This window comes from Benzoatithermus flavus (assembly GCF_037908215.1).
GTDB classification, from domain to species: domain Bacteria; phylum Pseudomonadota; class Alphaproteobacteria; order Geminicoccales; family Geminicoccaceae; genus Benzoatithermus; species Benzoatithermus flavus.
This window is the reverse complement of the sequence record NZ_JBBLZC010000016.1, coordinates 1-15,546: the sequence shown is the minus strand read 5'-3', so window position 1 is coordinate 15,546 and position 15,546 is coordinate 1. Positions and strand designations below refer to the sequence as shown.

Below are 15,546 nucleotides of genomic sequence, written 5' to 3'. Positions count from 1 at the left end.
AGACGCCAAGGTGACCCTGCTGGCGAGCGTAGCCAGCTATGTGTTGCCGCCATCGATCCTCGCGACCATCCAACATCTGCCGCGAGCCGGAAAAGCCTTCTATGTTGGGTCGAGAACGCTATCGGGCTGGGGCAAGGGTTCGCCCGAGACATTCGCGACGTTAGGAGATTTCGCAGCATGGAACGCCGGCTTTTCGGCACCGACGGCATTCGCGGCCTCGCCAATACCCATCCGATGACCGCCGAGGTGGCGCTTGCGCTGGGCAAGGCGGCCGGGCGGCTGTTCCAGCGCGGGGATCACCGCCATCGCGTGGTGATCGGCAAGGATACCCGCCTTTCGGGCTACATGCTGGAGCCGGCGCTCACCGCGGGTTTCATCTCGGCCGGCATGGACGTGATGCTGGTGGGGCCGATGCCCACGCCGGGCGTGGCATTCCTCACCCGCTCCTTGCGCGCCGATCTGGGCGTGGTGATCTCGGCCTCGCACAATCCCTACCACGACAACGGCATCAAGCTGTTCGGGCCGGACGGCTTCAAGCTCTCCGACGAGGCCGAGCTCGAGATCGAGCGGCTCGTGGACTCCGGCTCGACCGAAGGTCTCGCCGCACCGGCCGATCTCGGCCGAGCCAAGCGGATCGACGATGCGCGCGGCCGTTACATCGAGAACCTGAAGAGCAGCTTCCCCAAGGGCCTCACACTCGCGGGCCTCAAGATCGTGGTCGACAGCGCCCATGGCGCCGCCTACCAGCTCGCCGGCACGCTCCTGTTCGAGCTCGGGGCGGAGGTGATCCGCCTGGGCGTGCAGCCCAACGGGCTCAACATCAACGAGAATTGCGGCTCGAACCACCCCGAATCCCTGCGCGAGGCCGTGCTGCGCGAGAGGGCCGATCTCGGCGTGGCCCTGGATGGCGATGCCGACCGGGTGGTTCTGGTCGACAACGAGGGCAGCCTGATCGACGGCGATCAGGTACTGGCGCTCATCGCCCGGAGCTGGCACGGTGAGGGGCGGCTCAAGGGCAGAGGCGTCGTCGCCACCGTGATGTCCAATCTCGGCCTCGAGAAGCACGTCCGGAGCCTCGGCCTCGAGCTTCTGCGCACCAAGGTCGGCGACCGCTACGTCGTCGAACGGATGCGGGCCGAGGGCTGCAACGTGGGCGGCGAGCAGTCCGGCCACATCATCCTCTCGGACTTCGCCACCACCGGCGACGGCCTCCTCGCCGCGCTCCAGGTCCTAGCCGTGATCCGCCAGCAGGACCGCCCCGCTGCCGAGGTCGGTCGCGTCTTCACGCCGCTGCCGCAGCAGCTCAAGAACATCCGCGTCGCGCGGCGGATTGATCTCACCGCACCCGAAATCGCCGGCTTTCTCGACCGCGAGCAGGCGCGCCTCGACGGCATCGGCCGACTCCTCGTGCGTGCGTCCGGCACCGAGCCCGTGATCCGCGTCATGGTGGAAGCCGAGGACGAAGCGCTTCTGAAGGACGTGCTCGAGACCGTGAGCGAGCGGATCGCCGCTTACTCGCAAGAGGCCGCCTGAGCCGTCTCCCCGATCCGGCGGAAATGTGCCCGTGCAGGCGAGACGCTGCAGGTCTCGCCTGCTGCGGCGCTTTTTCGTTGCAGGTCACCCGGTTGTAGGTGCTTGGGCCGGTTCTTATATGAGCGGCACGCTGGGCGCCTCCGCTGCCTCTGACCGGTCCGAGTTCTCTCGCCGGCTGCGCCCTCCCCAAGACGAGGTTCATTCGCGTCTCACGCGAGAGGTTGGTTGGAATGAGCAAGATAATCGGTATCGATCTCGGCACGACGAACAGTTGCGTTGCCATCATGGAAGGCAAGAATGTTCGCGTGATCGAGAACGAGGAGGGCATGCGGACGACCCCCTCGATGGTGGCCTACACCGAGGATGGCGAGATCCTGGTTGGCATGCCCGCCAAGCGTCAGGCGGTGACCAATCCCGAGAACACGCTCTTCGCCGTCAAGCGCCTGATCGGTCGTCGCTTCGACGACCCCATCGTCCGCAAGGACATGGACATGGTCCCCTACAAGATCGTGCGCGCCGACAACGGCGACGCCTGGGTCGAGGTCCGGGGCGAGAAGAAAGCACCCTCGCAGATCTCGGCCGAGGTGCTGAAGAAGATGAAGCAGACGGCGGAGCGCTATCTCGGCCAGCCGGTCGAGAAGGCGGTCATCACCGTTCCGGCCTACTTCAACGACAGCCAGCGCCAGGCGACCAAGGACGCAGGCAAGATCGCGGGCCTCGACGTGGTCCGGATCATCAACGAGCCCACGGCGGCGGCGCTCGCCTATGGCCTGGAGAAGGGCCACAATCAGACGATCGCGGTCTACGACCTCGGCGGCGGCACGTTCGACATCTCGATCCTCGAGATCGGCGACGGCGTGTTCGAGGTGAAGTCCACGAATGGTGACACCTTCCTGGGCGGTGAGGACTTCGACAAGCGCCTCATCGACTACATGGCCGACGAGTTCAAGAAGGAGCACGGCATCGATCTCAGGAACGACCGTCTGGCGCTCCAGCGCCTGAAGGAGGCGGCCGAGAAGGCGAAGATCGAGCTGTCCTCGACGATGCAGACCGAGGTCAACTTGCCGTTCATCACGGCCGATGCCTCGGGCCCGAAGCATTTGACGATGAAGATCACCCGGGCGAAGCTCGAACAGCTCGTCGACGACCTGATCCAGCGCACGATCGAGCCCTGCAAGAAGGCGCTTGCCGATGCAGGCCTCAAGCCCGGCGACGTCAACGAGGTGATCCTCGTCGGTGGCATGACCCGCATGCCCAAGGTCATCGAGACCGTGAGGCAGTTTTTCGGCAAGGAGCCGCACAAGGGTGTGAACCCCGACGAAGTCGTGGCGATCGGTGCCGCGATCCAGGGTGCGGTGCTGGCCGGCGAGGTGAAGGACGTCCTGCTGCTCGACGTCACCCCGCTCTCGCTCGGCATCGAGACCCTGGGCGGTGTGTTCACCCGGATCATCGACCGCAACACCACGATTCCGACCAAGAAGAGCCAGGTGTTCTCGACCGCCGAGGACAACCAGTCGGCCGTGACCATCCGGGTCTTCCAGGGCGAGCGCGAGATCGCGGCGCAGAACAAGCTTCTGGGCCAGTTCGATCTCGTGGGCATTCCGCCCGCACCCCGCGGCGTGCCGCAGATCGAGGTCACCTTCGACATCGACGCCAACGGCATCGTCAACGTCTCGGCCAAGGACAAGGCCACGGGCAAGGAGCAGCAGATCCGTATCCAGGCCTCGGGCGGCCTCAGCGAGGCCGAGATCGAGCGCATGGTGAAGGAGGCGGCCGAGCACGCCGAGGAGGACAAGAAGCGCAAGGCGGCGATCGAGGCCAAGAACCACGCCGACAGCCTGATCTACTCCACCGAGAAGAGCCTCAAGGAGTATGGCGACAAGGTGTCGGCTGCGGACAAGGCTGCGATCGAGCAGGCGATCGCCGACCTCAAGAGTGTCCTCGACAGCGAGGACGCCGAGCGCATCCGCGGCAAGACCGATGCGCTGGCGCAGGCCGCGATGAAGCTGGGCGAGGCCATGTACAAGGCGCAGGCCGCCGGGGGCGGAGGTGCGGGGCAGCAGGCCCAGCAGGGCGGCTCCGAGGGCGTGGTCGATGCCGACTTCGAGGAGGTCGACGACGACCGCAAGCGGTCGGCCTGATCGCGCGCCGATCGGTCGATGTGAAAAAGGCGAGCGTGGGCCGGTCGGGCGGGAACCCGGCCGGCCCCGCCTTGTAGCGAGACGAGATAGCGGCCTCGAGGGTAGCGGGTTCCCGGCATGGCGAAGCGTGACTTCTATGATGTTCTGGGCGTGAGCCGCTCCGCCAGCGAAGCGGAGATCAAGCGCGCCTACCGGACGTTGGCCATGAAGTATCACCCGGACCGCAACCCGGGCGATGCTTCTGCCGAGGCCAAGTTCAAGGAGATCAACGAAGCCTACGAGGTCCTCAAGGATCCGCAGAAGAAAGCGGCCTACGATCAGTTCGGCCATCAGGCCTTCGAGGCGGGCATGGGCCGTGGCGGCGCGGGCGCCGCGGGCTTCGACTTTACGAGCTTCGCCGACGTGTTCGACGACCTGTTCGGCGATTTCATGGGTGGGGCCGGACGGCGGCGCTCGGCCGCCACGCGCGGTGCCGATCTCCGCTACAACCTCACCATCACTCTCGAGGAGGCGTTCAGCGGCAAGCGTGCCCAGATCCGCGTGCCCACCACCGTGGCCTGCGAGGCCTGCAGCGGCTCGGGCAGCGAGGGCGGCAGCGAGCCTGCCGTGTGCCCCGGCTGCCGGGGGGCCGGGCGGATTCGCGCCCAGCAAGGCTTCTTCACCGTCGAACGCACCTGCCCGACATGCCAGGGCACTGGCCGGGTGATCAAGAACCCGTGCAAGGTCTGCGCCGGCAGCGGCGTGCAGCAGCGCGAGAAGACGCTCGCGGTCAACATTCCTGCCGGCGTCGAGGACGGCACGCGCATCCGCCTCTCGGGCGAGGGCGAGGCCGGCATTCGCGGTGGGCAGCCGGGCGACCTCTACATCTTCGTAAGCGTGGCCCCGCATCGCCTGTTCCGGCGCGAAGGCGCCAACATCTTCTGCCGGGTGCCGATCCCGATGACGACGGCAGCCTTGGGTGGCCAGGTCGAGGTGCCGACGATCGAGGGCCGGCGCGTGCGGATCGCGGTGCCAGCCGGAACCCAGACCGGTAAGCAGATCCGGCTCCGGGGCAAGGGCATGACCGAGCTCCACGGTCACAATCGTGGCGACATGTTCGTCGAGATCGTGGTCGAGACCCCGGTGAATCTCACCAAACGGCAGCAGGAGCTCTTGCGCGAGTTCGAGAAGGCGGGTGGTGACAGCCAGGAGCATCAGCCGGAATCAGAGGGCTTCTTCGCCAAGGTGAAGGAGCTCTGGGACGATCTGCGCGACTGACGGGCCGGCGGGCCGCGGAGGCGAATGGACGATGAGCGACCCGATTCTGGCACGTCTGCAAGCGCTGCTCGAGGAAGCGCGCCGCGAGGCCTACGAGCGCGGCTATGCCGACGCCATCAAGCGCGTGCTCTCGGTCGCGGCTGAGCTGCCGCCCCATGCGCGGACTTTCGGGGAACTGCCGCAGGCGCTGGCCCCGAGCACGGCTGCTTCGGCTGCTCCAAGGGAGAACGGTGCAGCCGGCCGGCGGTCGCGAGCGCCACGCGGCTCGGTCGAGCGGCGGGTCCTGACCCTGCTGCAGTCGGCCCCGGCGGGCCTTACCGTGCCCGAGATCGAGAATCTGGCGAGCGCCAACGACGAGCCGATCAAGGCCGCGTCGATCCGGGTGACGCTGCAGCGGCTGCTCGCTGGCGGTCAGGTCGAACATGTCGGGCGGCGCTGGCTCGTGCGCTCCACTGTAGGCGAGATGGCTGTGGCTGCGCCATCGGCCGACGGCGACCTGCAGACGGAAGCGGACGAGACAGAGGAAAAGGCCATGGAGCAAGCAGCCGATTGAACTGAATGGCCCGGGACGTCATCATCCGCCGGAGCATCCGGCCGAAGGCTCGGGCAGACGACGGGCGGAGCGAACGCCGCAGCGAGACAGCGGCGCAGGAACGAGGTCGGGAGAGGTGGATCGATGGCATCGGTCGAGATCAGGAGCGTCGACAAGTATTTCGGCAGCGTGCACGTGCTGCACGGGGTCAGCATCGACATCCGCGACGGCGAGTTCGTGGTCCTCGTAGGCCCTTCGGGCTGCGGCAAGTCCACGCTGCTCCGGATGATCGCCGGGCTCGAGGAGATCACGAAGGGGGAGATCCTGATCGGCGGCCGGGTGGTGAACCAGGTTCCACCGAAGGACCGGGACATCGCCATGGTGTTCCAGAACTACGCGCTCTATCCGCACATGACCGTGCGCCAGAACATGGCGTTCTCGCTCAAGCTCGCGAAGGCGCCGCAGAGCATGATCGACGAGCGGGTCGGGCGCGCCGCCGCCATCCTGGGTCTCGAGAGCCTGCTCGACCGCTATCCGCGCCAGCTCTCGGGCGGCCAACGCCAGCGCGTCGCCATGGGCCGCGCCATCGTCCGCAATCCACAGGTGTTCCTGTTCGACGAGCCTCTCTCCAATCTCGACGCCAAGCTGCGCGTGCAGATGCGCACCGAGATCAAGGAGCTGCACCAGCGGCTCAAGACCACGGCGATCTACGTCACCCACGACCAGATCGAGGCCATGACCATGGCCGATCGGATCGTGGTCATGCAGGGCGGCAACATCGAGCAGATCGGCGCCCCGCTCGAGCTCTACGACCGGCCGGCCAACCTGTTCGTCGCGGGCTTCATCGGCTCGCCGGCCATGAACTTCATCGACGCCACGGTGCGGCGCGACGGCAGCGCTCCCGTCGCCGTGACCAGGGACGGCACGCGCCTGCCGCTGCCGGCCGAAGCGCCTGTGCGCGAGGGCAGCGAGATCGTCTACGGCATCCGGCCCGAGCATCTGCATCTGCGGACCAACGGCAGCGCGCTTCCGGCCGAGGTCGTGGTGGTCGAGCCCACCGGGGCCGAGACCCTGGTCGTGACCCAGCTCGCCGGCATGGAGTGCAAGGCCGTGTTCCGCGAGCGTCATCCGCTCCGGCCGGGCGAGCGGATTCCACTCGAGCCGCAGCTCGATCAGGTGCACCTGTTCGACCGCGTTACGGGCCGTCGGCTGCAATAGTGTATGGCTGGCTTCCACTTCGGAATAATGTGAGTTTTCTCACGATCGAAGGTATCGCAGCGTTCTAGCGTGTCCGTGGATCTCTCGATGCCGAGCGGAGAAGCCATGGCGGAGACGGGTGAAACGCGCGCTGCGGTGCTGAAACGTCTGCGGGCGAGGATCGACCGACTCGAAGGTCTCCTCGCCGGCAGCTTCTCCTTGCCTTCGCCATCGACATACAAGGAGGAGCGCGGCGGCAAGGATAAGAAGGACACGCCCTCGCGCCCACAGACATGCGAGAGCAGAGGCATTCTGGCCGGCCTGCTGCTCGGGATTCTCGCGGACCTCCTCCTCTAGAGGCTGCTATGGACTGAAAATCGAGGCGTTCCAGGGTAGCGGGGTGACGACCCGCAAGCCCTACCCCTCCGACGTCCTCGGACGCTGGTCGCGCCCTATCCGACACTCCCGGCCGGGAGCGCCGGCCCACCGCCGCCATCCTCGACCGTCGCGCCCGCTCGAGCGTCGGCATCGCTGCTCGCCATCGCAAGCTGTGGCCGACCGTCGCCGATAACTTTGCCGCCGTCCGCCGGCAGTTCTGGCGCGAGCATGGGTTGCTTCCGTCGGGGCGGCAGGCCGAGGCGAGGAAACTCCGCCCCGCGCTCCGCCGGACGGCCAAAGTCGAGCTGAGAGCGGGCTGGACAGATCTCGTGATGTAACCCTACGCTCGACCCCAAATTCAAAGATACGGCTGGGAGGGGTCTATGCGAGCGCCGCTCAAGGAGCAGCTCTTCTCCGTTCCCGAGAACGATCGGACGATCATGTCCTATTGGGAGAAATTCATGGCGGGTGGCGGCGAAAGGCCGCCCCTCGTCCGCAGCATCATCGATCAGTCCTGGCAGCGCTGCCAACGCGGCAAGGTCGATCACGGCCGCCACCAGGCGCCGCCGCCAATGCCCGAGGAAAGGCTGCGCGAGCTGCAGAACCAGTGCCGGGACCTGATCGACGCCAGCACGCCCGTGATGGCGCTGGCGCGCGACTTTCTGCTCGAGACTGGCACCGTCATGGTTCTGACGGATGCGAATGGCATCGTCCTGAGCATGGAAGGCGACAGGTCCCTCTCGCTCAGCAACGCGATCGAGGCGATTCACCTGCTTCCGGGTGCGGACTGGAGCGAGCTCACGTGCGGCACGAACGCGATCGGAACGGCGCTCCAGACCAATCTGCCCATCCAGGTCCATTCTACCGAGCATTTCTGCTTCGGCATCAAGCAATGGTCCTGCTCGGCCAGTATCATTCGGGACCCATTCGACCAATCCATTCTGGGCGTCATCGACATTTCCGGTCTTCGCGGCTCCTACAGCCGGCACAGCATGGCGCTCGTCGTGGCGGCGGCCTCGCGCATCGAGAACCATTTCGCCCAGATCGAGATGGAGTATCGCTACCGGCTGCTCGAACGCTGTCTCTGGGAGGCCCCGAGGGGCATGGGCGATCACGTCGTCGTCCTCGATCGCCATGGCCGCGCCATCAAGGCCAACGGCGACATCGACGCGGTGCTGCGCGATCTCGCCGCCGCGGCGAGCGAGCATGGCCTGCTCGCGCCTTGCGCGAGTGGGCGCGCGCGAGGCCGCCGCCTCGACCGGATCGACTGGGCACCCGAGGAGTGGCTCACGCCGGTCTTCGACGGCAGCGAGCGGCTCGGCGCCATCCTGGTTGCCCCGAAGAGAGGCGCTGCCGCCCGGCCGAGACCACGGCCGGCGTCGCCACTTGCCGACGCTGCACCGTCCCAGCCCTTCGCCGAGATCATCGGCGACGATCCGCAACTACGGCAGACCGTGAGCAAGGCACGGCGCGTCGCGGCGACCACCGCGCCGGTCCTGCTGCTCGGCGAGACCGGGGTCGGCAAGGAGCTGTTCGCCCGCAGCATCCATGAGGCGTCCGATCACGCGAGCGGGCCGTTCATCGCCCTCAACTGCGGCGGCCTGCCTCGCGATCTGCTGGCGAGCGAGCTGTTCGGCTATGCGGAGGGTTCCTTCACCGGGGCCCGCAAGGGCGGGATGATCGGGAAGATAGAGGCGGCCGACGGCGGCACGCTCTTTCTGGACGAGATCGGCGAGATGCCGATCGATCTTCAGCCCTTGTTCCTGCGCGTGCTCGAGCAGCGCGAGGTCTGCCGGATCGGCGAGGTCAAGGCGCGCCGCGTGAACTTCCGCCTCGTTGCGGCGACCAACCGCGACCTGCGTGCGGAGGTCGAGAAGCACCGCTTCCGCGCCGATTTGTTCTACCGGATCTCGGTCGTGTCGATCACCATCCCCTCTCTGCGGGAGCGGGCCGCCGAGATCCCGCGGCTCGTGGAGCATTTCTCTCGTCAGATATCACAGCGATACGGCCTGCGTCCCGCGAGGTTCTCCACGAGCGCCTTGCAGCGCCTGATGGCGCACGACTGGCCGGGAAACGTGCGCGAGCTGCGCAACGTGGTCGAGAGCGTGCTCCTCACCGCCACGGACGATCCGATAACCGAAGCCGACCTTCCGCCCGAGCTCTCGGGGGCGTTCGAGCACCGCAGTGCGCTCGACAGGTCGAACGCGGGATTGACGCCGATCGAGGTAGCCGAGCGTGAGGAGATCAGGCGCGCCCTCCAGGATTGCCGGGGAAACGTCACGGCCGCCGCACGAGAGCTCGGCATCGCCAAGAGCACCGTCTACGCCAAGATGAAGCGCTACGGGCTCGGCCGTCGCATGCTCGAGCCGACCGCGTGACGGCGCGCGGTCGCAGGCAGGACGATGCCGGCCGGTCGAGCGTTCGTTTTTCGAACCGTACCGGACCAGCTCCGACCGATTTTCGTCCGCTCTCGTGGCACCAACCAGGCATCGCGGTAAAAAAACATTTCGTATCAATAGCTTGATGCCTTGCGCGTCGGCGCTGCGCGACTGGCGCGTCCCTTGCTAGTCGGCCTTCGTGCCGCCGCTCGGCATTGGCAGGAGCGCTCGGCTCGCATGTCCGGCAGGAGGCTGCGGCGGCTGCGAAACGAAGAGATTTCCCTGCCATGCCGGGCCAGGATCGCCTTTCGGGCAAGACAGGGCTCAATCAGGGAGAGAATCATGACGATCAAGGCTGCAGATGGCGAAGGAAAGCCAGGGTCGCAAGCGACGAGAAAGCTGGATGCGCTGATCATCGGCGCCGGCGTGGCCGGGCTCTACCAGCTCTACCTGCTCCGGAACCAGGGACTCGAGGTGAGAGCCTACGACACCGCGTCGAATGTCGGCGGGACCTGGTACTGGAACCGCTATCCGGGCGCCAAGTTCGATTCCGAGGCCTACATCTACCAGTATCTCTTTTCCGAGGATCTCTACAAAGGCTGGAGCTGGAGCGAGAAGTTCCCCGGCCAGCCGGAGATCGAGCGCTGGCTGAACTACGTCGCCGACCGTCTCGACCTGCGCAAGGACATCCAGTTCAACACCACGATCACCAGCGCGCACTACAATGAGGCGACGGGGCGCTGGTCGATCGCGACCGATGGCGGCGAGATCATCGATGCGCAGTTTCTGATCACCTGCTGCGGGATGCTCTCCGCGCCCCTGGCCGATGTGTTCCCCGGCCAGGAAACGTTCAAGGGGAGGATCTTTCACACGGCGCGTTGGCCGAAGGAGCCGATCGATCTCGCCGGGAAGCGGGTCGGCGTCGTCGGCATCGGCGCCACGGGCATCCAGGTCATCCAGACCATCGCCAGCCAAGTCGGGCATCTGAAGGTGTTCGTCCGCACACCACAATACGTGCTGCCGATGAAGAGCCCGAAATACGGCCAGAAGGAGGTGGAGGCCTATAAGGCACGGTTCGACGAGCTGAGGCGCACGCTTCCCCACACGTTCAGCGGGTTCGAGTACGACTTCGAGCACAAGTGGGCCGACCTCACGCCAGAGCAGCGCCGCGAGGTGCTGGAGGAGATCTACAACGACGGCTCGCTGAAGCTGTGGCTCGCCTCGTTCGTCGAGATGTTCTTCGACGAGAAGGTCAACGAGGAGATCTCCGAGTTCGTGCGCGAGAAGATGCGTGCGCGCCTCAAGGACCCCCGCTTGTGCGAGATGCTGATCCCGACCGACTACGGATTCGGCACGCATCGCGTGCCCTTGGAGAGCAGCTACCTCGAGGTCTATCACCGGTCGAACGTCGAGGCCGTCAGCGTCAAGAACAACCCGATCGAGCGCGTGACGCCGGAGGGTATCCAGACGGCCGACGGCACGGTTCACGAGCTCGACATCATCATTCTCGCTACCGGCTTCGACGCCGGGACGGGCGCGCTCACGCGCATCGACATCCGTGGCAGAGGCGGGCGGTCGCTGAAGGAGGACTGGGGCAAGGACATCCGCACCACCATGGGCCTGCAGGTGCACGGCTATCCGAACCTGTTCACGACGGCGGTACCGCTGGCGCCCTCGGCGGCGCTTTGCAACATGACCACCTGCCTGCAGCAGCAGGTCGAGTGGATCAGCAACTGCATCAGGTACATGCGGAGTGCCGGCAAGACGGTCTGCGAGCCCACAAAGGAGGCGGAAGACCGCTGGGTGGCGCATCACGACGAGATCGCCGAGGCGACCCTCATCGCCAGGACCAATTCCTGGTATCTGGGCTCGAACGTGAAGGGCAAGCCGCGCCGGGTTCTGTCCTATACGGGTGGTGTCGGCACGTATCGCAGGAAATGCGACGAGGTCGCGGCGAGCGGCTATCAGGGTTTCGCGATACGGTAGTCGCGGCGCTCACGAGCGTTGCGTCGCCGGCCCGGCTGCACGAGGCTTCGAACGGTCACGTGCGGCAGGTGGCGGCCGGGGCGATCGCCCCGGCCGCCGCTCCGGGCCGGCATGTCCGAGAAACTGGGAGGGAAAAGCATGAGCACCGATTTCAAGGCGGCGGCCGATGCCATCCTGAACCGCGTCGTCACGGCCGATCCGCGCGTTCCGGGCGTCGTCGCGATGGTAACGGATCGTCACCACAACATCTACGAGGGCGCTGGTGGCGTGCGTCGGCTCGACCGGGGCGACGTCATGACGACCGATACCGTCTTCGCCATCTTCTCGACCACCAAGGCCATCACCGGCACGGCGGTACTGCAGCTCGTCGAGGAGGGCAGACTCGATCTCGATGCGCCGGCCAAGACTTACGCCCCCGACATCGGCAGGCTCCAGGTCATCGAAGGGTTCGACGAGAAAGGCGAGCCGAAGCTGCGCCCGCCCAAGCGCGACGTCACCACGCGCATGCTGCTGCTGCACACCGCCGGGTTCGGTTACGACTTCTTCAACGAGACCTACAACCGCCTGGCGCAGGAGAAGGGCCAGCCGAGCGTCGTCACCTCCTCCAAGGCCTCGCTGATGACGCCTCTGCTCTTCGACCCCGGCGACCGGTGGGAGTACGGGTCGAACATCGACTGGTGTGGCCTGGTGGTCGAGGGGATCACCGGCAAGCGGCTGGGCGAGGTCTTCGAGACGCGCATCTTCGAGCCGCTCGGCATGACCGACACGACGTTCGAGCTCACCGATGCGCTGCGCGGCCGGCTCGCCGGCATGCACGCCCGGAACGCAGACGGCTCGCTGACGCCGATGGACTTCGAGTTGCCCGCGAAGCCGGAGGTCCACATGGGCGGCCACGGCCTCTACAGTACCGTCGGCGACTACATGAAGTTCATCCGGATGTGGCTGAACGACGGCGCGGGCGAGCACGGTCGCGTCCTCCGGGTCGAGACCGTGCGGATGGCCGAGAAGAACCATCTCGGGGAGAAGAAGATCACGATGCTTCCCGGGGTCATCAAGGCCCTGTCCAACGACGCCGAGTTCTTCCCCGGCCTGTCGAAGTCCTGGTCCTTCACCTTCATGGTGAACGACGAGGAGGCCCCGACCGGGCGCCCGGCCGGGGCCCTCGGCTGGGCGGGGCTGGCGAACCTGTTCTACTGGATCGATCGCCGGAACGGCTTCGGTGGGTTCTGGGCGACGCAGATCCTGCCGTTCGGCGACCCGGTCTCCTTCGGGGGCTATCTCGACTTCGAGACGGCGTTCTACCGGAACCTGAAGCAGAGCAAGGCCGCCTGAGCAACGCGGCCCGGGCTTCTTGGGAGCCCGGGCCACATCGGCCGCCCCGGATGCTTGTCCTCGCGGCACGGCTGGGTCGGCCTCTTGCGCTCGATCGCAGGAAGCGGGGGCTGCATCGCCTGCCGACCGCCTCGGCGACCTGTCGAGGACGGCATCGTCGACCGGATGGCCTGGACGGAATACTAGGGCATCCTCCGCGGCGGTCTTTGTGCGAAGGGAGCCGGGGCGCATCTGACCGGGATGCGCCCGCCCATCTTCGTTCGTGAGCCGCGCGCGGCCAGCCGGCGCAGCGAGAGCGCGTTCACCATGCGCCGAGCCCAGATCGTGCTGTGGAGCGTGTCGGGGCAGCCGCCGCGGGCGATCGCCGCCGGCCTGGGCTGCGCCCGCCAGACCGTGGGCGACAACGCCTCCTGGCACGTCAGCCAGAAGGTCCGTTCCTGGCGGAGCGCGAGCGCGCCGCGGTCGAGCGCAGCAGCGCCTGTGCGAGCACGACCGCGTGCCGCTCCTCCAGCCCCTCGCACCCTCGGTCGCCGGAAGATGCACGAGGGCGTCCGAGTGCGGACGATCGAGTACCGGCTGGCGGGCGTCGCCGATGCCGAGCCACTCTACCGGCTGGTAACGACGATCTTGGATCCTGCGCAGGCACCGGCCACCGACTTGGCCGCCCTTCATCACGAGCGGTGAAAGATCGAAGGGGCGCTGGACGCGTTGAAGACGCACCTGCGCGGTGTGCGCATCGTCCTGCGCCGCAAGACGCCCGAGCCGGTGCGGCAGGAGTTCTGGGGCCTGCTCCCAGGCCGTGTCCCGCGTCGTGGTGTAGCTCGGTAGAGCGAAGCCGCTCGCGAAGCGCGCGCCCATGGCGCTGTAGCGAGCGAGCGGCTTCGCGGGTGGTCATCGATGATTCGCCGGTAGGGTCGGGTTGCCGAACCAACCTGATTCGAGGAACCACCGATGGCCGACGAGAGATGACCCTTCGCGCGCTTGTCGAGAAGAGCCCCGACGCCGATCTGCTGCGCGAGATGATCGGCTTTGCCGCCCAGCGGCTCATGGAGCTGGAGGTCGAGGGGCTGACCGGGGCGGCTTACGGCGAGAAGAGCCCCGAGCGCCGTGTTCAGCGCAACGGCTGCCGTGACCGTGATTGGGAGACCGCGCGGGCACGGTCGAGCTGCGCAGCCCCAAGCTGCGCCAGGGCAGCTGCTTCCCAGCCTTTCTGGAGCCGCGCCGCATGGCCGGGAAGGCGCTCCCCGCGGTGGTGCAGGAAGCCTGTGTTCAGGGCGTCTCCACCCGTGCGGTCGACGATCTCGTCCAGGCGATGGCGATGAGCGGCATCTCCAAGAGCCAGGTCAGCCGGCTGTGCGCGGAGATCGACGAGAAGGGCAAAGCCTTCCTCGGCCGCCCGATCGAGGGCGACTGGCCCTACCTGTGGATCGACGCCACCTATGTGAAGGTGCGCCAGAACGGCCGCATCGTCTCGGTGGCGGTGATCGTCGCGGTCGGCGTCAACAGCGACGGCCGGCGCGAGGTTCTCGGCATGGACATCGGCCCTTCCGAGGCCGAGACGTTCTGGACCGCCTTCCTGCGCAAGCTGGCGCGGCGTCAAGCTGGTCGTCTCCGACGCCCCTGAGGGCATCAAGGCCGCCGTCACCAAGGTGCTCAACGCCACTTGGCAGCGCTGTCGTGTGCACTTCATGCGCAACGCGCTGGCGCATGCCGGCAAGAGCGGGCGCCGCGTCGTCTCGGCCTTCATCGGCACCGCGTTCGCGCAGGATGATGCTGAAGCGCCAGGCTGCAGTGGCGGCGCGTTGCCGATCAGTTGCGGCCCAAGCTGCCGAAGCTCGCCAGCTTCCTCGACGAGGCCGAGACGGACGCGCTCGCCTACATGAGCTTCCCGGCTGCGCACCGGGCCAAGCTGCACTCGACCAATCCGCTCGAACGCCTCACCGGCGAGAGCAAGCGCCGCACCGAGGGGGGCGGCATCTTCCCGAATGAGGATGCCATCGTCCGCCTCGTCGGTGCGATCCTGCTCGAGCAGAACGACGAGTGGGCCGTCCCGCGCGCCCGTTACATGACCCTGGAAACCATCGCCCCTTGAGCGATGATCCCGCCGCCAGCCTTCCGGCGATCGCCGGCTGACCTGCCCGGCCCAGGCCGGTGAACGCGCTGCCCCGACGCCAGTTACACCACGCTCAGGGACACGATCCTGCTGCCTGGCGCACTTCGCTGTGCGCGGGCTGATGCACGCGGCGGCGCTGCGGGCCGGCGAGGATCCGGACCGGCTCTCCTTCCTGCATCCGGTGCGGGTGGTCCGGCGGCAAGCTGCCGCAGTTCGCCGCGCCTTTCCCCTCGGGCCAGGCGCGCCCTGCATGAGGCGGTCTTGGCCGAGATCCTGGAGGAGCGCGTGGAGAGCCGCCGCGGCTGGTGGGTACCACGCGGGGTCAAGCGCAAGACGAGTGGCTACAAGCTGCGGTCCCGAACCCCGCAGCCGACCGTCCGGATCGACTTCGCCGCTGTCATCAAGATCATCGTAAAGTGAACGGTATTGGGGCTCATACCGACCGGACGAATTGGTGACGGATCAACCGGGCGCCCGAGGCGTTGCGGCGGCATTGTCCTCGGAGAGGCTGCCGTGCCCGCACCCTCGTCGATCCGCACCGACCATGACGCGGCCGAGCTGCGCCGCCTTGCCCGCCGCGAGCACGACGGGCGCGTCAGCGCTCGCCTGCTGGCGCTCGCCGACGCGCTCGACGGCCTGCCGCGGGAAGAGGCCGCACGGCTCGCCGGCCTGACCGGCCAGACGCTCGGCGACCGGGTC

The 15,546-nt window shown here is 67.1% G+C and carries 11 protein-coding genes and 3 pseudogenes; all 14 read left to right on the top strand.

The genetic code is table 11. The features are described from left to right. Positions 1 to 177: 177 nt before the first annotated feature. The gene (gene glmM, locus U1T56_RS15635) at positions 178 to 1,533 is read left to right on the top strand and encodes a phosphoglucosamine mutase (RefSeq protein ID WP_418160419.1); all 1,356 of its coding nucleotides are present in this window, start codon (positions 178 to 180) and stop codon (positions 1,531 to 1,533) included. A gap of 230 nt (positions 1,534 to 1,763) precedes the next feature. After that, on the top strand, positions 1,764 to 3,674 hold the full coding sequence (gene dnaK / locus U1T56_RS15630) for a molecular chaperone DnaK (RefSeq protein WP_418160418.1): 1,911 nt from the start codon (positions 1,764 to 1,766) through the stop codon (positions 3,672 to 3,674). Positions 3,675 to 3,791: 117 nt separating this feature from the next. Beyond that, positions 3,792 to 4,931, top strand: coding sequence for a molecular chaperone DnaJ (gene dnaJ / locus U1T56_RS15625; RefSeq protein ID WP_418160417.1), 1,140 nt, complete (start codon positions 3,792 to 3,794; stop codon positions 4,929 to 4,931). 31 nt (positions 4,932 to 4,962) lie between these two features. Next, a complete protein-coding gene (locus U1T56_RS15620; protein WP_418160416.1) occupies positions 4,963 to 5,484 on the top strand; it encodes a hypothetical protein in 522 nt (173 codons plus the stop codon). A gap of 123 nt (positions 5,485 to 5,607) precedes the next feature. Further along, positions 5,608 to 6,681: an ABC transporter ATP-binding protein gene (locus U1T56_RS15615; protein ID WP_418160415.1), complete on the top strand. Its 1,074-nt coding sequence runs from the start codon at positions 5,608 to 5,610 to the stop codon at positions 6,679 to 6,681. A 105-nt stretch (positions 6,682 to 6,786) separates the two neighbouring features. Then, positions 6,787 to 7,017 carry a hypothetical protein gene (locus tag U1T56_RS15610; protein ID WP_418160414.1) on the top strand — a complete coding sequence of 77 codons (231 nt, stop codon included), beginning with the start codon at positions 6,787 to 6,789 and terminating at the stop codon, positions 7,015 to 7,017. 404 nt (positions 7,018 to 7,421) lie between these two features. Continuing rightward, positions 7,422 to 9,416, top strand: coding sequence for a sigma-54-dependent Fis family transcriptional regulator (locus U1T56_RS15605; protein WP_418160413.1), 1,995 nt, complete (start codon positions 7,422 to 7,424; stop codon positions 9,414 to 9,416). Positions 9,417 to 9,758: 342 nt separating this feature from the next. Then, positions 9,759 to 11,402 carry a flavin-containing monooxygenase gene (locus tag U1T56_RS15600; RefSeq protein WP_418160412.1) on the top strand — a complete coding sequence of 548 codons (1,644 nt, stop codon included), beginning with the start codon at positions 9,759 to 9,761 and terminating at the stop codon, positions 11,400 to 11,402. A gap of 138 nt (positions 11,403 to 11,540) precedes the next feature. After that, complete coding sequence (acmB, locus tag U1T56_RS15595; protein ID WP_418160411.1) at positions 11,541 to 12,734, top strand: methyl acetate hydrolase AcmB; 1,194 nt, start codon at positions 11,541 to 11,543, stop codon at positions 12,732 to 12,734. A 555-nt stretch (positions 12,735 to 13,289) separates the two neighbouring features. Next, positions 13,290 to 13,418 (top strand): hypothetical protein, encoded by a 129-nt coding sequence (locus U1T56_RS15590; protein ID WP_418160410.1) that lies wholly within the window; start codon positions 13,290 to 13,292, stop codon positions 13,416 to 13,418. Between the two features lie 281 nt (positions 13,419 to 13,699). Beyond that, positions 13,700 to 14,867: pseudogene (locus U1T56_RS15585) on the top strand (IS256 family transposase). A 74-nt stretch (positions 14,868 to 14,941) separates the two neighbouring features. Further along, positions 14,942 to 15,101 (top strand): annotated as a pseudogene (locus U1T56_RS15580) (IS4 family transposase); the annotation flags it as partial. Positions 15,102 to 15,108: 7 nt separating this feature from the next. Beyond that, positions 15,109 to 15,267 carry a hypothetical protein gene (locus tag U1T56_RS15575; protein ID WP_418160409.1) on the top strand — a complete coding sequence of 53 codons (159 nt, stop codon included), beginning with the start codon at positions 15,109 to 15,111 and terminating at the stop codon, positions 15,265 to 15,267. A 93-nt stretch (positions 15,268 to 15,360) separates the two neighbouring features. Continuing rightward, positions 15,361 to 15,546 (top strand): annotated as a pseudogene (locus U1T56_RS15570) (IS630 family transposase); the annotation flags it as partial.